The 21,665-nt window shown below is 66.8% G+C and carries 19 protein-coding genes and 1 tRNA gene; 15 read left to right on the plus strand and 5 right to left on the minus strand.

The features are described 5' to 3' along the window. Positions 1-5: 5 nt before the first annotated feature. The 5 genes from ACFK0J_RS07185 to ACFK0J_RS07205 form a co-directional block, all read right to left on the minus strand. Positions 6-2,285 carry an MMPL family transporter gene (locus tag ACFK0J_RS07185; RefSeq protein WP_378737689.1) on the minus strand — a complete coding sequence of 760 codons (2,280 nt, stop codon included), beginning with the start codon at positions 2,283-2,285 and terminating at the stop codon, positions 6-8. Positions 2,286-2,502: 217 nt separating this feature from the next. Continuing rightward, on the minus strand, positions 2,503-2,769 hold the full coding sequence (locus ACFK0J_RS07190) for a hypothetical protein (protein WP_378737691.1): 267 nt from the start codon (positions 2,767-2,769) through the stop codon (positions 2,503-2,505). Positions 2,770-2,929: 160 nt separating this feature from the next. Further along, positions 2,930-3,002: transfer RNA gene (locus ACFK0J_RS07195), tRNA-Arg, on the minus strand. Between the two features lie 103 nt (positions 3,003-3,105). Next, on the minus strand, positions 3,106-3,816 hold the full coding sequence (locus ACFK0J_RS07200) for a DUF305 domain-containing protein (RefSeq protein WP_378737693.1): 711 nt from the start codon (positions 3,814-3,816) through the stop codon (positions 3,106-3,108). Beyond that, complete coding sequence (locus tag ACFK0J_RS07205) at positions 3,816-4,769, minus strand: DUF3105 domain-containing protein (protein WP_378737695.1); 954 nt, start codon at positions 4,767-4,769, stop codon at positions 3,816-3,818. The genes ACFK0J_RS07200 and ACFK0J_RS07205 overlap by 1 nt, the downstream gene beginning before the upstream one ends. 115 nt (positions 4,770-4,884) lie before the next feature. Between ACFK0J_RS07205 and argS the strand changes: the two genes are divergently transcribed. From argS to ACFK0J_RS07280, 15 genes are all read left to right on the plus strand, one after another. After that, positions 4,885-6,543 carry an arginine--tRNA ligase gene (argS, locus tag ACFK0J_RS07210; RefSeq protein ID WP_378737697.1) on the plus strand — a complete coding sequence of 553 codons (1,659 nt, stop codon included), beginning with the start codon at positions 4,885-4,887 and terminating at the stop codon, positions 6,541-6,543. A 128-nt stretch (positions 6,544-6,671) separates the two neighbouring features. Beyond that, a complete protein-coding gene (gene lysA, locus ACFK0J_RS07215) occupies positions 6,672-8,090 on the plus strand; it encodes a diaminopimelate decarboxylase (protein WP_378737699.1) in 1,419 nt (472 codons plus the stop codon). Further along, positions 8,087-9,496, plus strand: a complete 1,410-nt coding sequence (locus tag ACFK0J_RS07220; protein WP_378737701.1) for a homoserine dehydrogenase — start codon at positions 8,087-8,089, stop codon at positions 9,494-9,496. Before lysA ends, ACFK0J_RS07220 begins: the two co-directional genes overlap by 4 nt. A gap of 41 nt (positions 9,497-9,537) precedes the next feature. Further along, positions 9,538-10,629: a threonine synthase gene (gene thrC / locus ACFK0J_RS07225; RefSeq protein WP_378737703.1), complete on the plus strand. Its 1,092-nt coding sequence runs from the start codon at positions 9,538-9,540 to the stop codon at positions 10,627-10,629. 76 nt (positions 10,630-10,705) lie between these two features. After that, on the plus strand, positions 10,706-11,671 hold the full coding sequence (gene thrB, locus ACFK0J_RS07230) for a homoserine kinase (protein ID WP_378742689.1): 966 nt from the start codon (positions 10,706-10,708) through the stop codon (positions 11,669-11,671). A 287-nt stretch (positions 11,672-11,958) separates the two neighbouring features. Beyond that, positions 11,959-14,103 carry a transcription termination factor Rho gene (gene rho, locus ACFK0J_RS07235; protein WP_378737705.1) on the plus strand — a complete coding sequence of 715 codons (2,145 nt, stop codon included), beginning with the start codon at positions 11,959-11,961 and terminating at the stop codon, positions 14,101-14,103. 661 nt (positions 14,104-14,764) lie between these two features. Further along, positions 14,765-15,010: a 50S ribosomal protein L31 gene (gene rpmE, locus ACFK0J_RS07240; protein ID WP_218474387.1), complete on the plus strand. Its 246-nt coding sequence runs from the start codon at positions 14,765-14,767 to the stop codon at positions 15,008-15,010. 93 nt (positions 15,011-15,103) lie between these two features. Further along, on the plus strand, positions 15,104-16,174 hold the full coding sequence (gene prfA / locus ACFK0J_RS07245; protein WP_378737707.1) for a peptide chain release factor 1: 1,071 nt from the start codon (positions 15,104-15,106) through the stop codon (positions 16,172-16,174). Between the two features lie 31 nt (positions 16,175-16,205). Next, positions 16,206-17,108 (plus strand): peptide chain release factor N(5)-glutamine methyltransferase, encoded by a 903-nt coding sequence (gene prmC / locus ACFK0J_RS07250; protein WP_378742691.1) that lies wholly within the window; start codon positions 16,206-16,208, stop codon positions 17,106-17,108. Positions 17,109-17,277: 169 nt separating this feature from the next. Beyond that, the gene (locus ACFK0J_RS07255; RefSeq protein ID WP_218474391.1) at positions 17,278-17,943 is read left to right on the plus strand and encodes an L-threonylcarbamoyladenylate synthase; all 666 of its coding nucleotides are present in this window, start codon (positions 17,278-17,280) and stop codon (positions 17,941-17,943) included. Between the two features lie 16 nt (positions 17,944-17,959). Beyond that, on the plus strand, positions 17,960-19,117 hold the full coding sequence (locus tag ACFK0J_RS07260; protein WP_378737709.1) for an MraY family glycosyltransferase: 1,158 nt from the start codon (positions 17,960-17,962) through the stop codon (positions 19,115-19,117). 11 nt (positions 19,118-19,128) lie between these two features. Further along, the gene (locus tag ACFK0J_RS07265; protein ID WP_378737711.1) at positions 19,129-19,587 is read left to right on the plus strand and encodes a hypothetical protein; all 459 of its coding nucleotides are present in this window, start codon (positions 19,129-19,131) and stop codon (positions 19,585-19,587) included. Positions 19,588-19,835: 248 nt separating this feature from the next. Next, positions 19,836-20,684: a F0F1 ATP synthase subunit A gene (gene atpB, locus ACFK0J_RS07270; protein ID WP_378737713.1), complete on the plus strand. Its 849-nt coding sequence runs from the start codon at positions 19,836-19,838 to the stop codon at positions 20,682-20,684. Between the two features lie 78 nt (positions 20,685-20,762). Then, complete coding sequence (locus tag ACFK0J_RS07275) at positions 20,763-21,011, plus strand: ATP synthase F0 subunit C (protein WP_107654446.1); 249 nt, start codon at positions 20,763-20,765, stop codon at positions 21,009-21,011. A gap of 5 nt (positions 21,012-21,016) precedes the next feature. Continuing rightward, on the plus strand, positions 21,017-21,580 hold the full coding sequence (locus tag ACFK0J_RS07280; protein ID WP_107654447.1) for a F0F1 ATP synthase subunit B: 564 nt from the start codon (positions 21,017-21,019) through the stop codon (positions 21,578-21,580). Positions 21,581-21,665 lie beyond the last annotated feature (85 nt).

Consider the following 21,665-nt stretch of genomic DNA (forward strand, 5'->3'; position numbering starts at 1 on the left):
GCTTGTTATTGCCGCTGTACCGAACCGCGGCCCAGCGCCGATAGCCGGTCGAGGTCGTCGGTTCGCAGCGATGCGGGCAGTGCGGGGAACCACCAGTTCCAGCGCCCGAGCAGTTGCATAAGCGCCGGAACCAGGACGAGGCGGATCAGCGTCGCATCGACGATCAGCGCTGCGGCGCCAGCGAATCCGACGGCTCGGATGCTGCCGATCGACGACACGAGCAGGCTGCCGAAAGCGACAGCGATGATCACCGCGGCCAGCGAGATCGGCCGAGCGGTGGCTTGCAAACCCACCACGATCGAACCGCGATTGTCACCGGTGGTCAGATATTCCTCCTGGATCCGACGGACCAGGAACAATTCGTAGTCCGTTGTCAACCCGAACAGAATCGCGAACAGCACCAGCGGCACATGTGGCCAGATCAGACCCGAACTGGTCACTCCGCTCACGTCGTCACCGGCGGTTCGCTGGAACAGCAGCACAATGAGTCCGAATGCGGCACCGGTGGCCAGCAGGCTCATCGCGAGCGCTTTGAACGGCAGCAGCACACTGCGCAAGGTGACTGCGAGGACGACGAACATCAGCGTCAACACCATGCCGATTACCCACCACAGCTTGTTTCCGGTCTCGTTGAGGATGTCCACGACGAGCGCGCTGGAGCCGCCGACCAGTGCTGTCGTCCCCGGTGGTGTTGTCGTCGGGAGAATCTCGGCGCGTATTCGTTCCACCAGCCGGGCGGCCAGCGGGGAATGAAGTGGATGCTCGGGTATGACGACGAAGGTGGTGAGGTCCTCGTCGTTGTCGATCACGGTGGCGGCCGCGACTTCCGGGTCCGCCCGGAGGGCGGCCAACAGGGGGCCGGTGTCGGGTTCCGGAGTGTTCGCGGGGCGCGGTAGCAGGATCGTCGTCATACCGGACAAACCCGGTATGTCGGGGTCGCTGAGTATTCGACCCGTGAGGTAGGGGGTGCCGGCCAGTGCTCGGCTCTCGATGTCGATGCCGAGCCGCAATGCGGGGGTCGGTGCCGCGATGAGCAACAGTCCGGCGGTGATTCCGACGACGTACGGCCAGGGATGGCTCGTCACGTGCTCGGCCCAGCGGCCCAGCCTCCTGCGGTCGCGGGCGGCGGACAGCGCCCACTGGGACATCCATCGGGGCCGTCGCTCGAGCCAGTCGGTCAACGACGTCAGCAGGGCCGGGAGCAGGGTGACCGACGCGACGGAGGTCACCGTGATCACCGCGAGGGTGCCGATCGCGAGTTGAGTGAACACATTCCAGCGCACTACGAAAAGGGTCGTGACGCCGAGTAGCAACAGCACACCGGAGTACACGACGGTGCGCCCGGTGGTCGCCGCCGCTGTGCCGATCGCTTGCTCCGGACTTTCCCCGGCCGCCAGCCTTTCGCGATAGCGAATCATGACGAACAGCGCGTAATCGATGCCGATACCCAGTCCGACCGCGTCGACGGCGATCAGCAGCATGCCGTCCACACTGAGGACGTCGGCAAGCAGTGCGAACAGTCCCAGGGTCGTGGCGATCGATGCTCCGGCGACGAGCATCGGCACCAGGGCTGCCACCGGAGCCCACAGACCGACAAGAAGCACGAGCATCGCAAGCGGGACCGCCGCCAGCTCGATACGCGTCACATCGCGAATCTGTGCTTGCTGGGCGGCATTGCTGAATGCGGAGACGCCGACGAGATACGCCTGCGTCGTTCCCGCCGACGCACCGCGGGCCGCCTCGTCGACGACGGTCTGCAGCATCGGCGACTGCTGCTGCCGTTGTCGTTCATCGCCGACGACTCCGACCAGTACATAGGCGGTGTGATCGTCACGGGTCAACGTCCGCAGCGGCTCCAGCTCCGGCCAGGTGGGGACGGAAGCCGGATCGCCGGCCATCGGCAATTGCAGCACGCCGCTCACGCTGCGCTGCTTCGCCAGCGCCTGCCTTCCGGCGACAAGTGCCGATCGGAATTCTTTATCGGTCGTTCGATGGGTGGATGAGTGGAACACCGCGATTACTTGCTCGTCACCGACCGTCGGCAAGCCCGCGCTCAGAATTTCGGCGGCGCGCTGGGATTCGGATCCGGTGACCGCGACCGATGGTGCGACGAGCGAACCGAGCAGATGCGGGAGCCCGAGCAGGCCAGCGGTAGCGGCGAGCAGCCACACCGCGAGCACTCGGCGGCGGTGCCGGGCCATGGTGATCGCGAGCCGTGCGAAAGGATCGCCACTGGGCCCGAAACGGCTTCTGCCCCACGGGGTGCCACCCGTATTCGAGCTCACGCGACCTCCGTTGCTTCGGATCGACAATTTCCACCCACTGGTGGTCCGCCCGAACTCTGAGGTGGCCCGGCGCACGTCGTGCCGACACGGCGATCCAGTCGGCTTCCCCACGTATTCGTTGCCGGTGGCCGCCCGGATCGAAATCACAGCGTTGTCGGTCTCGGTGACCGAAGTCGCTGGCACACAACGTCGCTGCCGTGGCGAAGTCGACGCCGGGTCAGCGCATCAGCCACCCGGCGAAGCAGCGGGTCAGCACGGGCATGATGCCCCACACCATGGCCGCCACCGCGACGGGCAGGATGCAGGCCAGCCGCAGCGGTGTCGGAAGCGGTTCCAGCAGTGGACCCGTGACCGTCACCAGACCGGTGAGCAGCGGGTAGAGACCGACCAGGGTGAGCAACCAGAATTTCCATTTCGCCGGGTGGGCGGCGGTCGGCGCCTGTGCCGCCATCTCGTCCATCCCGATCTCGTTCGTAACAGCCACTTTCCGCTCCTCTACCTCGGCACTCGCGGTAACCCGCGGTTACCGAGGAGACGACACAGACCCCGCACCTGTGACATCCGAGAGCTCGTGTCGGCCAGAAGGTCGTAACACGAAAGAGGCCCCGACCAGCATCTGCTGGTCGGGGCCTGTTTCTGTGCGGTGCCCTCGGCAGGATTCGAACCTGCGGCCTTCTGCTCCGGAGGCAGACGCTCTATCCCCTGAGCTACGAGGGCGGGATAGGACTCGATCGGGGGTTCGACGCCGCCGATCGGGCGGGGAAAGCGTATCGCATCGGGTGCTGTTGGCCAAAAAGGGTGATGGGGCGGGGGGTTGGGGTCAGCTCGGGGGGAGGGGGGTGGCGCCGCGGGCGGTGAGCATGGTGGTGATGAGTTGGGCCTCGCCGCGTTGGGTTTTGTTCATGGTGTCGGCGAGGGTGCGCACGGCGGTGGTTTCGGCGTGTTCGGCGGCGTATTGGATCATCGGGAAGCCGCCTTGGTGGTGGCGCAGCATGAGTTGCAGGAACCGGGTGTCGAGCTCGGGGCCGGTGGCCTGGCGCAATGCGGCGAGGTCGGCGGGGGTGGCCATGCCCGGCATGGTCGGCATCGGGCCGGATGGGGTTTCGGCGGTGCCGGAGTGCCCGTGGCCGCCGGCCTGGGTACTCATCCAGCCCATGTATCCGTCGACGCCCTGCGCGGGTTTGCCCCACAACTGGAGCCAGCCCTGCATGCGGCCGACCTGGTTCTGCTGGGTGGTCATGATGTCGTAGGCGAGGCGGCGCACGTCGGTGTCGGTGGAACGGACCAGCACGACACCCGCCATTTCGACGGCCTGCGCGTGGTGTGCCGACATGTCCTGGGTGAAGCCGATGTCGACGGCACCCGGGTCCGGCTCGGACGAGTTGTTCAGCGGCAGCCGAATCAGCGCGCCGATGGCGACGCCGATCAGGATGGCGCCGATCACGCCGAGGACCAGCAGTGCGGTGCGCTGACGATGGACCTGGGCACCGAGGCCGGACGCCGCGGCATCCGGCTCGACATCGTCGGCCACTAGCGGTCGGTCCCTGGTGCGGGCTGGCCCGGCGCGGGCTGACCTGGCGCGGGCTGGCCGGGCGCAGGCTGACCTGGCGCGGGCTGACCTGGCGCGGGCCGGGGCTGGTTCGGCAGCGGCAGCCCCGGCAGTCCGGGCACACCGGGCACTCCTGGCAGACCGCCGCCGGGCACCTCCGACGGATCCGGCTGCAAGCCCTTCCCGTCCATCGGCACCGCGTCCGGTCCGGGCGGTGTCGGGTCGAACGGCGGCGGGTTGTCGGTGTCGAACGCGATCGTCGAGCAGTCCGCGCCGACCTCGGGGTAGGTGTAGTTGTTCAGGCGCAGTGCCGTGATGAACTGGCCGACGCGCTTGTCGTCGGCGCGGTCCAACTTCAGCTGGTGCCCCCACGATTGCAGCGAAACCGCGGTGTCCAGACCGGGATACGGCGACATCATCGAGTACGGCTTGCCCTGCACCTTGCTCTTCAGCGAGTCCAGGCCCGCGGCATCCACCTTGTCCGGGTTGTATGTGATCCACACCGCGCCGTGCTCGAGCGAGTGGACCGCGTTCTCCATCCGGATCGGCTTGTCGTACACGACGCCGGTGCAGGTCGCCCAGGAACTGTCGTGTGGTCCACCGAACGCGGGGCTCTGGTCATAGGCGACCCGCTGGGTCGGACCGATGTGCAGCCCGGCCGGGTACTCCTTCTTGACCACACCCTCGATCGAGTCGGACGGATCCTTGCGCTCCGCGCTCGGCGTGAACTTCTCCAGTTCGGCCTTCTCCTGGTACTTGGGTACCAGGCTGTAAGCGAGGGCACCGATCAATGCGATGATGACCAGGGCCGCGCCGATGGCCAACCAGGGGATCTGGCGGTTCTTTTTGGACAGTTGACCCCGGCCACCCCCCTTGCGGGAACCCGACAATTTGGCGGCGGCTTTGGCAGATTTGGCGCTGGGACTGCTCGGCATCGCTCGTGGTGCTCTCTCGACGTGATGGATCCGCGGGACGTAACTGGGTTGCGGACGGTTCCGGCGCAGTGCCCACTAGAGGTGTACACCCGCCAAGACCATAGGATAGAGACTCGTGACTCCAGCTGACCTTGCAGATCTCCTTCGCGCCACTGCCGCGAAGGTGCTTGTCGAACGTGGATTGGACCCCGCTGTCCTCCCCGACGAGGTCACTGTTGAGCGCCCTCGCAACCCGGAACACGGTGACTATGCCACGAATGTGGCGATGAAGGTGGCGAAAAAGGCCGGAACGAATCCGCGCGAGCTGGCGACCTGGCTCGCCGAGGCGCTGGATGCGGCCGACGAGGTGTCCGCCGCCGAGGTGGCCGGGCCCGGCTTCCTGAATATCCGGCTGGCCGCGTCCGCGCAGGGCGCCATTCTCGAGCAGGTGCTCGCCGCCGGAACCGCGTACGGCAGCTCGGAGGCGCTGCAGGGCACCCGGATCAACTTGGAGTTCGTGTCGGCCAACCCGACCGGGCCGGTTCATCTCGGCGGTACCCGGTGGGCGGCGGTCGGTGACGCGCTCGGCCGGATTCTGGCCGCGCAGGGCGCCGACGTGGTGCGCGAGTACTACTTCAATGATCACGGCGCGCAGATCGACCGGTTCGCCAGGTCGCTGGTCGCGGCGGCGACCGGAGCGCCGACCCCGGACGACGGCTACGCGGGCGCCTACATCGGCGAGATCGCGAGCACCATCGTGACCGCGCACCCGGACGCGGTGGCGCTGCCGGAGGACGAGCGGCTGGAGCTGTTCCGCGCCGAGGGTGTCGAGCTGATGTTCGCGCAGATCCGGCAGTCGCTGCACGAGTTCGGCACGGACTTCGACGTGTACTTCAACGAGAGCTCGCTGTTCCAGTCCGGCGCGGTGGATGCGGCCGTTGCGAAGCTCAAGAATTCCGGCGACCTCTATGAGAAGGACGGCGCCTGGTGGATCGCGAGCTCCGAATACGGTGACGATCAGGACCGCGTCGTCCTCAAGAGCGACGGCAAACCGGCCTACGTCGCCGGTGATATCGCCTATTACCAGGACAAGCGGGCGCGCGGTTTCGACCTGTGTATCTACATGCTCGGCGCCGACCATCACGGCTACATCGGCCGGTTGAAGGCCATCGCGTCCGTCTCCGGTGACGATCCGGCCACTGTCGAGGTGTTGATCGGGCAGATGGTGAATCTGCTCAAAGATGGTGTCGCCGTGAAGATGAGCAAGCGGGCGGGCACCGTGGTGACCCTCGACGACTTGGTCGAGGCCATCGGCGTGGACGCGTCGCGGTATTCCTTGGTGCGTTCGTCGGTGAATTCGAGCATCGATATCGATCTGAGCATCTGGACCAGCCAAAGTAACGAGAATCCCGTTTACTACGTGCAATACGCGCACGCCAGGACCGCGTCGATCGCCCGCAATGCCGCCGAATTCGAATACGACAAGGTAGCCCCGGATCTCGCGCTGCTCGCTTCCGACGAAGAGGGCGAACTCATTCGCACCCTCGGCGAGTATCCCCGGGTGGTGAGCAGCGCCGCGGTCCTGCGTGAGCCGCATCGGGTGGCCCGCTACCTGGAGGAACTGGCCGGCGCCTACCACCGCTTCCAGACCAACAAGAACCTGCGCGTGCTTCCGCTCGGGGACGAGCCCGTCAGCCCGACCAACGCCGCACGCCTGGTGCTGGTCAACGCGACCCGTCAGGTCCTCGCGAACGGCCTCGCCCTGCTCGGCGTCAGTGCGCCGGAGCGCATGTGAACGGGCACAAGGACTTTCAGACGAGCGCCAGGAAGGAACGATTGATACATGAGTGAGCGCAGCGAGCGAATCGAAGGCGGAGGCGCCCGGGCGCGCACGACGGAGCCGAGCGTCAGCGAGGTGGAGTCGTGAGTGCCCATCCGGCCGGACCTCGGCATGCCGAGATTCCGCACGCCCCGAGCCTGGCGGAGCGCCCGCGTGAGGCGCGGCAGATGATCGATCTGCCCGAAAATGTGTGGCCGCGCAACGCCTCCCGCGACGCCGACGGCGTGGTGCGGTTGGCCGGCGTGCCGGTGCACGAGCTGGCCGCCGAATTCGGCACCCCGCTGTTCGTGGTCGATGAGGACGACTTCCGTTCGCGCTGCCGCGATATGGTGCGCGCGTTCGGCCCGAACGCCCGAGTTCACTACGCCTCCAAGGCTTTCCTGTGCGGCGAGATCGCGCGCTGGATCCGCGACGAGGGGCTTTCGCTCGACGTGTGTTCCGGCGGCGAACTCGCGGTCGCCCTGCACGCGGGCTTCCCGGCGGAGCGAATCGCCTTGCACGGCAACAATAAATCCGCGACCGAGCTGGAATCAGCGGTCACCGCCGGTGTCGGCCACGTGGTCGTCGACTCGTTGATCGAGATCGAACGGCTGGAGGCCATCGCGGGCCGCGCCGGTGTGGTGCAGGACGTGCTGGTGCGGGTCACGGTCGGCGTGGAAGCCCATACCCACGAATACATTTCGACCGCGCACGAGGACCAGAAGTTCGGCTTCTCGATCGCCGGTGGCGACGCCATGGAGGCGCTCGCCCGCGTCTTCGACGCCGACAACCTGCGCCTGGTCGGCCTGCACAGCCACATCGGCTCGCAGATCTTCGAGATCGACGGCTTCGAGATCGCCGCGCGCCGCATGCTCCGGCTGCTGCACGACGCCATCGAGAAGTTCGGCGTCGAACGCACCGCGCAGATCTCGACGCTCGATCTCGGTGGCGGACTTGGTATTTCGTATCTGCCGAGCGACGACCCGCCGCCGCTGGACGACTTCGCTGCGAAGGTGTGCGACCTGGTCGCCGCCGAGGCGGCGAGTATCGGCCTGCCGCAGCCGAAGATCGCGGTGGAGCCGGGCCGGGCCATCGCCGGGCCGGGCACCGTCACCCTGTACGAGGTCGGCACCACCAAGGACGTCTCGCTCGACGGCGGTCTGCGCAGGCGCTACATCAGCGTGGACGGCGGCATGAGCGACAACATCCGGCCGGCGCTGTACCAGGCGGACTACGACTGCCGTCTGGTCTCCCGATCGTCCGAGGCCGCGCCGGTGGTCGCGCGGGTCGTCGGAAAGCATTGCGAGAGTGGCGATATCGTCATCCGCGACACCTGGATGCCCGCTGATGTCGGACCCGGCGATCTTGTCGCTGTCGCCGCGACCGGCGCGTACTGCTACTCGATGTCCAGCCGATACAACCAGCTGACCCGCCCTGCGGTGGTCGCGGTGCGTGACGGACAACCGCGACTCATTCTGCGCCGAGAAACGGTGGCGGACTTGCTCAGCTTGGAGGTGAAATGAATTCTGTATCGCACAGCGATTCGATCAGGGGTGGCGGTCGTGCGACGGGTGAGTCCGATCCCGCGAAGAATGGTACTTGGGGGAGGGATCAGCCTATTGGCGTCGCGGTCCTCGGCATGGGCAATGTCGGCACGGAGGTCGTGCGGATTCTGCGCGAGCACACCGAAGACCTGCGGTCCCGCGTCGGCGCGCCGGTGGTGCTGCGCGGTGTCGCCGTCCGCAATCTGAACAACGACCGGGGACTTCCGGCGCACCTGCTGACCACCGACGCCGACGCCCTGGTCGCCCGGGATGACGTCGATATCGTGGTCGAGGTGATCGGCGGCATCGACCCGCCGCGCCGGCTGATCCTGGCCGCACTGAACGCGGGCAAATCCGTGGTGACCGCGAACAAGGCGCTGCTCGCCGATTACACCGGCGAACTCGCCGCGGCCGCCGAACGCAACCGCGCCGACCTTTACTTCGAGGCCGCGGTCGCGGGCGCCATCCCGGTGGTCCGCCCGCTCATCCAGTCGCTGGCCGGTGACCGGGTCAACCGGGTGGTCGGCATCGTCAACGGCACCACCAACTTCATCCTCTCCGCGATGGACGAGACCGGCGCCGATTACGAGGTCACGCTGAAGGAGGCCACCCGCCTCGGCTACGCGGAGGCCGACCCGACCGCCGACGTAGAGGGCTACGACGCCGCCGCCAAGGCCGCCATCCTGGCCTCGCTCGCGTTCCACACCCGGGTGACCGCCGCTGACGTCTACCGCGAGGGCATCTCCAAGATCAGCTCCGAGGACCTGGAGACCGCGTCCGCGCTGAACTGCACGGTCAAGCTGCTCGCCATCTGTGAGCGGGTGGCCGCGGGCCCGGGCGAGCCGGGCCCCGACGAAGGCGGCAAGGAGCGCGTCTCCGTGCGCGTCTACCCGGCCCTGGTGCCGCGCAAGCACCCGTTGGCCGCGGTGAGTGGCGCGTTCAACGCCGTCGTCGTCGAGGCGGAGAACGCCGGACGGCTGATGTTCTACGGACAGGGTGCGGGCGGTGCGCCGACCGCCTCCGCGGTGCTCGGCGATCTGGTGATGGCCGCGCGCAACAAGTTCTACGGTGGCCGCGCTCCCGGGGAATCGGTTTATGCTGAGCTACCGATCGCGCCGATCGGCGATACACCCACCCGCTATCACGTGAACCTGCAGGTGGCAGACCGTCCCGGGGTCCTGGCCGCGGTGGCGGGCGAATTCGCCAAGCACGGGGTGAGCATTTCGACCGTCCGCCAAGAGGGGCACGGCACGGGTGCTCGCTTGGTCGTGGTTACCCACCACGCTGTGGAGTCGGCGCTCGCGGACACCGTCGCCGCCCTGGCGGAAATGGAATCCGTCACATCTATCACCAGCGTTCTGAGATTGGAAGGCACCGAAGAATGAACACGTCCCGGGGACGGCAGACGGCGGAGCCGGCGGGGTGGGTGAGCACTGGGGTGGCACCGCAGGCGGGAGTGCACTCCCGCTGGCCAGGTCTGATCGCGGCCTACCGCGATCGGATCGCGGGCGCGGCCGATTGGGAGCCGGTCACCCTGTTCGAGGGTGGTACGCCGCTGGTGCCCGCCCCGCACCTGTCCGAGCTGACCGGGTGTGAGGTATATCTCAAGGTCGAGGGTCTCAACCCGACCGGGTCGTTCAAGGACCGCGGCATGACCGTCGCGATCACCGACGCCAAGTACCAGGGTCAGCAGGCGGTGCTGTGTGCCTCGACCGGCAACACCTCGGCATCCGCCGCGGCCTACGCCACCCGCGCGGGGATGACCTGTGCCGTGCTGATCCCGCAGGGCAAGATCGCGATGGGCAAGCTGGCCCAGGCGGTCATGCTGGGCGCCAAGATCATTCAGGTGGACGGCAACTTCGACGACTGTCTGGAGCTGGCGCGCAAGGTCACCTCGGACTTTCCCAGCATCGGCCTGGTGAACTCGGTGAACCCGGCCCGCATCGAGGGGCAGAAGACCGCGTCGTTCGAGATCTGCGACGTGCTCGGCAAGGCTCCCGACGTGCACGCGCTGCCGGTGGGTAACGCGGGCAACATCACCGCGTACTGGCGCGGCTACCGCGAGTACTACGCCGACGGCGTCACCACCCAGTTGCCCCGCATGCTCGGTGTGCAGGCCGCGGGTGCCGCGCCGCTGGTCAACGGCGCTCCGGTGAGCAACCCGGAGACCATCGCGACGGCCATCCGGATCGGCGCGCCCGCGTCCTGGAACGCCGCGGTGGCGGCCAAGGAGGAGTCCGGTGGTGCGTTCCGCGCCGCCACCGACGACGAGATCCTGGAGGCATATCGCCTGGTCGCGGCGCGGGAAGGCGTGTTCGTCGAGCCCGCGTCGGCGGCCAGCGTCGCCGGCTTGCTCGCCGCGCGCAAGGAGGGCTGGCTCGATTCCGGCCTCACCGTCGTGTGCACCGTCACCGGTAACGGCCTCAAGGATCCCGACACCGCCTTGCTGGGAATGCCGCAGGTGCAGGCCATTCCGGTCGACCCGGTCGCGGTCGCCGCCGAACTAGAGCTGGCCTGAGTTGAATTCGCGCGAAGGCCAGTTATATGCCGGGGCGCAGCCACTCGGGGCGGCGGAGCGTCCCCGCGGCGCCAAGCTGAGTCGCACGTTGCCCGCGGGTCTTTCGGTGACCGCGCGGGTGCCCGCGTCCAGCGCGAATCTCGGCCCCGGCTTCGATTCGCTCGGTATGGCGCTGGGCATCTACGACGAGATCGACGTGCGCACTACCGATTCCGGACTCAGCATCCGGGTCGAAGGTGAGGGCGCGGACGATGTCCCATGGGGCCCTTCGCATCTCGTGGTGCGCGCGATCGAGCGCGGACTGGAGTCGGCGGGCGTCTGGGCCGATGGCCTCGAAGTGGTGTGCCGCAACGTGATTCCGCATTCGCGCGGACTCGGCTCCTCGGCCTCGGCGGTGGTCGGCGGGCTCGCGGCCGGCTGTGCCCTCGCCGCCGAATTCGATCCGGCACTGGCCACATCCACCGACCAATTAGTGCAGCTCGCAGCCGAATTCGAGGGCCATCCGGACAACGCGGCGGCCAGCGTGCTCGGCGGCATCGTGGTGTCCTGGACCGAGACCGACCGGGCCGCCGACATCGGCCAGGACGGGGTTCCGGTGGCCGAGCATCACGGCCGGGTCTACCGGGCCGTCCGGCTGGCGGCGCATCCGTCACTGCGGCCGGTGGTGCTCATCCCGGATGAACGCTCGTCCACCGCGCACACCAGGGGTTTGTTACCCGAGGTCGTGCCGCACGGCGATGCCGCGTTCAACGTCAGCCGGGCCGCGCTGGCGGTGGTGGCGCTGACCCAGCGTCCCGACCTGCTGATGCCCGCGACGGCCGACCGGCTGCACCAGGCGCAGCGCGCGCCCGCGCTACCGCTGACCACCACCTGGATTTCCCGGCTGCGAGCGGCGGGTATCGCGGCCACCGTCTCTGGGGCGGGCCCGACCGTGCTCGCCCTCGGTACCTGCGAATTTCCCGCAGAATTACGTGAACTCGCGGCGTTGGACGGCTTGCGGGTAGTCGAACCAGGGTTGGCCGATGGAGTCCTGATCGACTGACGGCGCGTCTGGCTTGCCGAGATTCACAATGGGCAGCTATCCTGAGCGAGTCCGTACATCGTGCGCATCAGACGCCGGTGCTTCATCAGGGCAATCGCTCCAGCAGGCTCCAGGCTCGAGCCTCCAGGCCATGGGGGTGCTGCGTAGCTGCGCAACTGGAATGATCTCTCCCACCTCACACCACCGGTGGCGAAGCGGACGGACGCATCCGAGTCCGGCAGAATGCCCGGACTGCGGGACGAACCCTCGAAACAGCACACGGCAATCGGGGGAAGGAAAGGATTTCCGTGACAGATACGGACCTGCTCGCCACACCCGGGGTGGAATCCAACCCAACATCTCCGGGCGACAGCGAAAGTGACTCCGGACAGATTTCGAAGATGAGCGAACAAACCGACGTCGCACGATCGGGGCTGACTGGAATGTTGTTGCCGCAGTTGCGCGCGCTCGCGGGGGAGCTCGGTATCCGAGGCACCTCCGGAATGCGCAAAGGCGATTTGATCGCCGCAATCAAGGAAAATCAGGCCGGTAAACCGGCCAAGGGTGAAAAGCCCGAAGGGGGACAGGCCAAGTCCGCGGTTTCCGCCAAGGCCGACACACCCGCTAATGCGGAAGCGCAGGCCACCGCGTCGGCGCCCGCTCGGGCAGAGCAGGGGACCCTCGATGTAGCTCCCGCCCCGGCGAAGGAAACTCCGGTTGCCGAAGCCACGGCTCCGGCGAAGGAATCCGCTCCGGTGAACTCGGCCCCGGCCGAGGCCGCACCGTCCACCGCGCCCGAATCCACCGAGGATTCCGGCCGGGAGAGCGGTCAGCGTGGGCGTGGTCGGCAGCGGCGCGGCCGTGACCAGGCGCGATCCGGCGGCGGCGAGACCGCGTCGGCCGATGCGCGTGGTGACGAGCCGAAGCAGGACACCGAGCAGGGCGAGCGCCGCCGCGAGCGCAATCAGTCGGGCGAGCGGAATCAGTCCGAGCGCAATCAGACGAACGAGCGCACGCAGACCGGTGAGCGCACTCAGGGCGAGCGCACGCAGACCGGTGAGCGTGGCCAGTCGGGTGAGCGTCAGTCGAGTGACCGTGGTCAGTCGGGTGAGCGCAACAACCAGAACGGCAACGGCGGCGGAAACGCCGGCGGTGGCCGCAACGACCGCAACAACACTCGCGGTGACGACGACGAAGAAGGCGGTCGCGGTCGGCGGGGACGCCGATTCCGTGAGCGTCGTCGTGGTCGCGACCGTGAGCCGGGTAGCGGTGGCGGCGAGGCACGCGAGCTGGAGATCCGCGAAGACGACGTGCTTCAGCCGGTCGCGGGCATCCTCGACGTGCTGGACAACTACGCCTTCGTCCGGACCTCGGGTTACCTCGCCGGACCGAACGACGTCTACGTCTCGATGAACCTGGTGCGCAAGAACGGCCTGCGCCGCGGTGACGCGATCACCGGTGCGGTGCGTGCCCCGCGCGACGGCGAGCAGAGCAACCAGCGGCAGAAGTTCGATCCGCTGGTGCGTCTCGACACGGTCAACGGCGGTGAGGTCGAGGCGGCCAAGCGGCGACCCGAGTTCAGCAAGCTCACCCCGCTGTACCCGAATCAGCGCCTGCGCCTGGAGACTCAGCCCAACAAGCTGACGACCCGCGTCATCGACCTGATCATGCCGATCGGCAAGGGCCAGCGCGCCCTGATCGTCTCGCCGCCGAAGGCCGGTAAGACGACGATCATGCAGGACATCGCCAACGCCATCGCCATCAACAACCCCGAGGTCTACCTCATGGTTGTGCTGGTCGACGAGCGGCCGGAAGAGGTCACCGACATGCAGCGTTCGGTGAAGGGTGAGGTCATCGCCTCGACCTTCGACCGTCCGCCGTCAGACCACACCTCGGTCGCCGAACTCGCCATCGAGCGGGCCAAGCGGCTGGTGGAAATGGGCAAAGACGTTGTGGTGCTGCTCGACTCGATCACTCGACTGGGTCGCGCGTACAACAACTCCTCGCCCGCTTCGGGTCGAATCCTGTCCGGTGGTGTCGATTCCACCGCGCTGTACCCGCCCAAGCGGTTCCTCGGCGCGGCGCGCAATATCGAAAACGGTGGCTCGCTCACCATCATCGCCACCGCCATGGTGGAGACCGGTTCGACCGGTGACACGGTGATCTTCGAGGAATTCAAGGGCACCGGTAACGCGGAGCTCAAGCTGGACCGCAAGATCGCGGAACGGCGCGTGTTCCCCGCGGTGGACGTCAACCCGTCCGGCACTCGTAAGGACGAGCTACTGCTCAACCCCGACGAGGCGGCGGTGCTGCACAAGCTGCGCCGCGTACTGTCCGGCCTGGACTCGCACCAGGCGATCGATCTGCTGATCGACCGGCTGAAGAAGTCCAAGAACAACCTCGAGTTCCTGATGCAGGTGAGCAAGACCGCGCCTGGCGCACTGGACGAGTAAGTTCGCAAACTGTTCCGCCGAAAGGGCCTCGCGTTCGCGGGGCCCTCTCGGCGTCCGCGGGCTGAAGAACATCAGCCCGATGATGGCCGCGCCGCCGATCAGGAAACTCAGAATGATCGCCGCACTCGTCACCGCACTCCCCTCCGGAGCGGTGCTCGAGGCCTCGAAGAACCCGGTGGTCTCCGGGGCGGCCGTGGTCGTGGTGTCCGGCAGGGCGCACCAGCCACCCACGACAGCGAGAATCAGCAGACCGAAGACCGCGGAAGCGATTCGGGTGCTCATAACTTCTCCTCTCTCTGTCACGGGCACGCCACTGTGCACTGGTCCCCAACTCTATGAACGAAGCTGTTCGCATTCCTGAGTAGCGCACTACCCGACTTCAGGGTTCCTGAGACAGCGGGGATGTGCGTGCCCGGACTTCCTGGGGCGGTGCCGATAGGGGGAGTACCTGGGGTGGGAACAAACTGCGCGCAGGGGGCGTTTTGGGAGCGTAAGGACTGTTCTGGCATACTGAACGGTCGTTGCGTCTGCTCTTCTCGAGCAGACCTCCCGCAGAGAGCGCTTGCGAGAGCGAATGCTCGAGGCCGCCTAAGTCGGTTCCGGTTCACGTTCCCGCGATTCCCGCGCGAGCGACCCGGCGACCAATATCGAGAGGACACCCATGAAGGCAGGAATCCACCCGACGTATGTCGACACCACGGTCGTCTGTGGTTGCGGCAATACGTTCCAGACTCGCAGCACCAAGGAGTCGGGACACATCAACGTCGAGGTCTGCTCGCAGTGCCACCCGTTCTACACCGGCAAGCAGAAGATCCTCGACACCGGCGGCCGCGTGGCCCGCTTCGAGGCCCGCTACGGCAAGCGTGCCGGCAAGAAGGCGGACGCGGACGAAACCGCAGCCAAGTAGCTTCCTCGCCGACGCCCGGTCCTGCTCAGCAGGCCGGGCGTCGGTGTTTTCTATGGGGTCCTTTCGACAGGAAAAACAGGAAGAGGAAGCACCGTGACGCAACCGTCCGCGATCGACGACATTCTGGCCGAGCACGCGGGCCTGGAGACGCAGCTGTCGGATCCGGCGCTGCACAACGATCCGGGCGCCGCGCGCCGGGTCGGCAAGCGGTTCGCCGAACTCGCGCCGATCATGGCCACCTACACCAAACTGAAGTCCGCCCGCGACGACCTCGCCGCCGCGCGGGAACTCGCCGCCGACGACGCGGCCTTCGCCGCCGAGGTTCCCGAACTGGAACGCCAGGTCGCCGAGTTGGAGCAGACCCTCGCGGACCTGCTCGCCCCGCGCGACCCGCACGACGGCGACGACGTGGTGCTCGAGGTGAAATCCGGTGAGGGCGGCGAAGAATCGGCGCTGTTCGCCGCCGACCTCGCGCGGATGTACGTTCGCTACGCCGAACGGCACGGCTGGAAGGTCGAGATCCTCGACGTCACCATGTCCGATCTGGGTGGGTACAAGGAAGCGACGCTGTCGATCAAGAGCCGCGATGCCGCGCGTGACGGCGTGTGGTCGCGATTCAAATTCGAAGGCGGCGTGCACCGCGTGCAGCGGGTGCCGGTCACCGAGTCGCAGGGCCGCATCCACACCTCGGCCGCCGGTGTGCTCATCTACCCGGAACCCGACGAGGTCGAGGCGGTGCAGATCGACGAAACCGACCTGCGCATCGACGTCTACCGTTCCTCCGGCAAGGGCGGGCAGGGCGTCAACACCACCGACTCCGCCGTCCGCATCACCCACCTGCCCTCCGGCATCGTGGTGACCTGCCAGAACGAGCGCTCGCAGCTGCAGAACAAGGCTCGCGCCATGCAGGTGCTCGCCGCCCGGCTGCAAGCGCTCGCCGAGGAACAGGCCGACCAGGAAGCGGCGGCGGGCCGGGCCAGTCAGATCCGCACCGTCGACCGATCCGAACGCATCCGCACCTACAACTTCCCGGAGAACCGGATCGCCGACCACCGCATCGGCTTCAAGGCGCACAACCTGGACGCGGTCCTGGACGGCGACATGGACGCGCTGCTGGACGCCCTCGGCAAGGCGGACCGCGAAGCGCGAATGGCCGCGGAATAAGCGACTGTCCGGCAGAGTCGAGGCCATGTCCATGACCCGCGTAGCGCTACGCCCCGCCATCAATGACGCCGTCGAGACGTTACGGGCGGCGGGGGTGCACAGTCCGCAGGCCGATGCCGAGCACCTGGCCGCGCATGTGCTCGGTGTCGAGCGCACCCGGCTGGCGCTGACCCCGCTCGTCGCGCCGGGCACGCTGACCGAGTATCGCGCGTTGGTCGATCGGCGCGCGCAGCGAATTCCGTTGCAGCACTTGACCGGAACCGCGGCGATGGGCGATATCGACCTCGCGGTCGGGCCCGGTGTCTTCGTGCCGCGGCCGGAAACGGAGTTGCTGTTCGCTTGGGCTTTGGCGCAACTCGAAGCGCTGCCGCACGATCACACCCCGATCGTCGTCGACCTGTGCACCGGCTCGGGTGCGCTGGCTCTGGCCATCGCGCACGCGCGACCCGACGCCGACGTCCATGCTGTCGACATCGATTCCGCGGCACTGCGATGGGCCCGCCGCAACGCCGACCGGTGCGCCGCCGACGGCGACACCCCCATCACCCTGCACGCCGCCGACGTCACCGATCCGAACCTGCTGGCCGAGCTCACCGGCCGCGTCGACCTGGTGGTCTCCAACCCGCCCTACGTCCCCGAGGACGCGAAGCTGGATCCCGAAGTCGCCGAACACGACCCGCACATCGCCCTGTTCGGTGGCGCCGACGGCCTGGACGTGATCCGCGGCATGATCCCCACCATCACCCGCCTGCTCCGCACCGGCGGCGGCACCGCCATCGAACACGACGACGCCAACGGCTCGGACCTCGCCGCTCTGCTGGGTAAACAAGGCGATTTCGCCGACATCGTCGAACACCCCGACCTCGCGGGGAAACCCCGCTTCGTCGCCGCCATCCGATCTCGAGCCGTGCTGGACCCAGCTAGCTCGAGGTGACAACTGATTTCGTGCGTACATGGGTAACTCGCCGGGCACCGGCCAACTCACCTGCGATTTCGCCGCCGACCGCCGCCGCCACCGTCGCGGCACCCAGTCTGGCCTGAAGTCGCGGAGCGGCGGGGGAGCGATGATGGTCTCGGCGGACGCCCGTGACAGGATGGTGCCCGTGAGTACCGTCTACGACTGCGCGGATCCCGACACGCGCGCCGCCGGACTGACCGCAGCCACCAGCGCCCTGAAATCCGGGCGGCTCGTCGTGCTGCCCACCGACACGCTGTACGGCCTGGCCGCCGACGCCTTCGATTCCACCGCGGTGGGCTTGCTGCTGGCCGCCAAGCGCCGTGGTCGCGACATGCCGGTGCCGGTCCTGGTCGGTTCCTGGCACACCATCGACGGCCTGGTCTTCTCGGTGCGCCCGCAGGCCCGCGAGCTGATTCGGGCGTTCTGGCCCGGCGGCCTGAGTCTCGTTGTGCAGCAAGCGCCGTCGCTCGCCTGGGACCTCGGCGACACGCGCGGCACGGTGATGCTCCGGATGCCGCTGCACCCGGTCGCGCTGGAACTGCTGCGCGAGGTCGGCCCGCTGGCGGTCTCCAGCGCCAACATCTCCGGTCAACCGCCTGCCAAGATCGCCGCCGAAGCCCGCGACCAACTGGGCGAGCTCGTCGACGTCTACCTGGACGGCGGCCCCGCCGCACAGGCCGTCGCCTCCACCATCGTCGACCTGACCGCCGACCAGCCGCGCATCCTGCGCGAGGGTGCGGTGCCCATCGGCGATATCGCCGATGTCCTGGGAATGTCGCCGGAGGCGCTGAGCAGCGCCTCCACCCGATGATCGCTGGGTGCCGCGGATGACCGGTTCGGGCGCAGTCGTCCCCCTACGGGAACTACTGCTCGTCCTGCTCATTTCCGCGGTCGTGACGTTCCTGGCCACCGGTGGAATCCGGGTGCTCGCCATCGGATTCGGCGCCGTTGCGGTGCCGCGCGAGCGTGATGTGCACGTCAAGCCGATTCCCCGGATGGGCGGCGTCGGCATCTATATCGGCGTGGTGGCGGCGATGCTGTTCGCGCACCAACTTCCCGCGCTGCGCCGTGGCTTCGACTACAGCCCGAATATTCCGGCCGCGGTGCTGGTGGCCAGCACGATCATTGTGCTGGTCGGCATCGTCGACGACCGCTGGGGACTCGACGCTCTGACGAAATTCGCCGGCCAGGTGACGGCGGCGGGCGTGATGGCCGTGATGGGTTTGAGCTGGTACAGCATTTACAACCCGTTCAACAACACCACGGTATTTCTGGACGCGCTGCAAGGTGGTCTGATCACGGTGGCGGTCACCGTAACCCTGGTCAACGCGATGAATTTCGTCGATGGGCTCGATGGGCTCGCGGCCGGGTTGGGTTTGATCGCGGCGATCGCGGTATTCGTGTTCGCGCTCGGATTGATGAACGAACAGGGCGGCTCGGTCGACACCTATCCGCCCGCATTGCTTGCCGCCGCGTTGGCCGGTGCCTGTCTCGGTTTTCTTCCGCACAACTTTCAGCCCGCGCGAATATTCATGGGCGATTCCGGCTCGATGTTGATCGGCCTGGTCCTCGCCGCGGTATCCACCAGTGCGTCCGGGCGTATCCCGCTGCAGGGTTTCGGGCCGCGCGACATCGTCGGCCTGCTGTCGCCGCTGTTGCTGGTGGGTGCGGTGATGTTCATTCCGGTGCTCGACTTGGTGCTGGCGATCCTGCGGCGGGTACGTGCCGGTGTGAGCTTCTCCACTCCGGACAAGATGCACCTGCACCACCGGTTGCTGCAGATCGGGCATTCGCATCGGCGCGTGGTGCTGCTCATCTACTTGTGGGTCGGAATCCTCGCGTTCGGGGCGGTCGGCAGCGCGCTGATGGACCGCACGCTGGTCGTCCTGCTGATGGCGGGCGGGCTGGTCTTCGCGCTCGTCGTGACGGCCGTTCCGGGGCTGCGCCGCGGGGAGGCGGCGGAGGACCGGCCGACGTCCGGGTAAGGTTCGCAGACGTGAGCTTTACTCCCACCCCGGTCCCCGGTCCCGACGCCCCGCTCAAGGCGGCGCTGCGCTACGGCCTGATCGGACTCGGCGTGCTGGTGGTGCTGTCCGTCGCGATCGGCGCCATCGCGGCGGGTATGCCCGGCGTGTGGGGCGCGCTGATCGGCTCGGCCATCGGCGGTGGTTTCATCCTGACCACCGCGGCCATGGTGCTGTTCGGCGCGAAGTTGCCGCCGTCCACCGCGGGGATGGTCATGCTGGCCAGCTGGGTGGGCAAAATGCTGGTGGCGCTTTTGGTCATAGCGATACTGAATCAATTCGACTTTTATGACCGAATGGTCCTTTTCCTTACCGTGATCGGCGCCCTGGTCATCGTGCTCGGGGCGGAGACGTACGGCGTTGTCCGGCAGAAGGTTCCGTACGTGACGGTGCCCGATGCGGGTCCGGAATCCCCCGCTCGGGAAGATTGATCCCACCCACCTACACGCTGTCGTAGATAACTTGGTAAAGTGTTGGTAAGCAAGCAACCAAGCGAGGGGGGATCGCCAAGATCCCTCCGAGTGCCGCTATGCTTACTGCCGTGCCGGGCTCTGAGGGTTCCGGTTCTGCATGTCGACGATGTCGCCGACACACGTACAGACGCCAGGTGGAATCAAAACCCGCCGCACAGCTGCTGACGAACTTCGAGCCGACCTGAGTCGACCCAAATTGATCGTCAATGTCCGATCGAACCGCGGGATCAACCGAACCCACGGCCCGAACACGGGAGAGAACGCTGAGCGTCACCACTTTGGCGGGCGAGTTCCACGCGCCATCGCTGTCCGACTTCTTCCCTCCAGCGCTGCTGTTCGAGGGTACGCCGTTCGAAATCGATCGTTTGATGGGTATCCGGCTCTTGATGACGGCGGTTCTGGTCATCGTGATGCTCCTCGCATTTCGGAATCCCCGCCTCGTCCCGCGCGGCCTGCAGAACGTCGCCGAAACCGGTCTCGTCTTCGTCAAGGAACAGATTTCCGACGAAGTATTGGGTAAGGAATCCGGCCGCAAGTTCTTCCCGCTCATCGCGACGGTCTTCTTCACGGTCCTCTTTCTGAACTTCTCCGGCATCATTCCCGGGTTGAACATCTCGTCGAACGCCCGAATCGGCATGCCACTCGTGCTGGCCGCTGTGGCGTACATCGCCTTCAACTACGTGGGTATCAAGAAGTACGGATTCCTCAAGTACATGCGCAGCAGCATCGTGGTGCCGAATGTGCCGCCCGCGCTGCATCTGTTGCTGATTCCCATCGAGTTCCTCTCGACGTTCATCCTGCGTCCGTTCACGCTGATGGTCCGACTCATGGCGAACATGCTGGCCGGACATATCATGTTGGTGTTGTTCTTCAGCGCTACCTGGTTCTTCCTGTTCGACGCCGCAGCATGGATGAAGGTGTTCTCGCCGTTCTCGTTGGCGGCAGGCCTCGGGTTCACCCTCTTCGAGATGTTGGTCATCTTCCTGCAGGCCTATGTGTTTGCGCTGCTGACCGCCGTTTACATCGGACTCGCGCAAAACGCGGATTCACACTGACCTGCCTGATTACCTACCGGAAAACCTGCTACACCTCGCCGACCGGCGGGTGTGCAACAGAAAGGGAATGGAAGACTCATGAGCCTCGCGTACCTGGCCCAGGAAGCCGCAACCACCTCTGAGAAGGTCAAGGGATACGGCGCCATCGGCTTCGGTCTGGCGGCTATCGGCCCCGGCATCGGCGTCGGCATCGTCGTCGGCAAGGCCATCGAAGGCATCGCCCGTCAGCCTGAGCTGCAGGGCCAGATCCGGACCACCATGTTCCTCGGCATCGCGTTCACTGAGGCGCTTGCCCTGATCGGCCTCGTCGCCGGCTTCATCTTCTGATTCCGATGAACGAGTTCTCTGTTCTCGCAGCGGAAAGCGGAGAGGATGTGAATCCTCTTATCCCCGAGACGTACGACATCGTTTGGTCGATTGTCTGCGTCGCGATCATCGCGGTCCTCTTCTACAAGTACGTGATCCCGCGTCTGATGAAGACGCTCGACGAGCGCACCGACAAGATCGAAGGCGGCATCAAGCGCGCCGAGATCGCCCAGGAAGAGGCCCAGCTCACGCTGCAGCAGTACCAGCAGCAGCTGGCCGAGGCCCGGCTCGAGGCCGCACGCATCCGTGAGGAAGCGCGCACCCAGGGCCAGCAGATCCTCGCGCAGATGCGGGCGGACGCGCAGGCCGAAAGTGACCGCATCGTCGCCGCGGGCCACAGTCAGCTGGAAGCACAGCGCCAGCAGATCCTGACCGAACTGCGCACCGAACTCGGCCACACCGCCGTAGATTTGGCCGAAAAGATTATCGGGCAGTCGGTTTCGGACGAAGCTAAGCAGGCGGCGTCGATCGAGCGGTTCCTGACCGAGCTCGACGACGAGTCGAAAGCCGGCATCGGGGTCGGAAGGTAGCCATGCCTGATCGAGTCAGCGGCCGGAGGCGGCAGCACGCAGGCCGCCTCGGGCAGGCAGAATCGAGCTGAGTGAAAGTGAGAAG

The organism is Nocardia brasiliensis, assembly GCF_042691675.1.
Lineage (GTDB): Bacteria > Actinomycetota > Actinomycetes > Mycobacteriales > Mycobacteriaceae > Nocardia > Nocardia brasiliensis_D.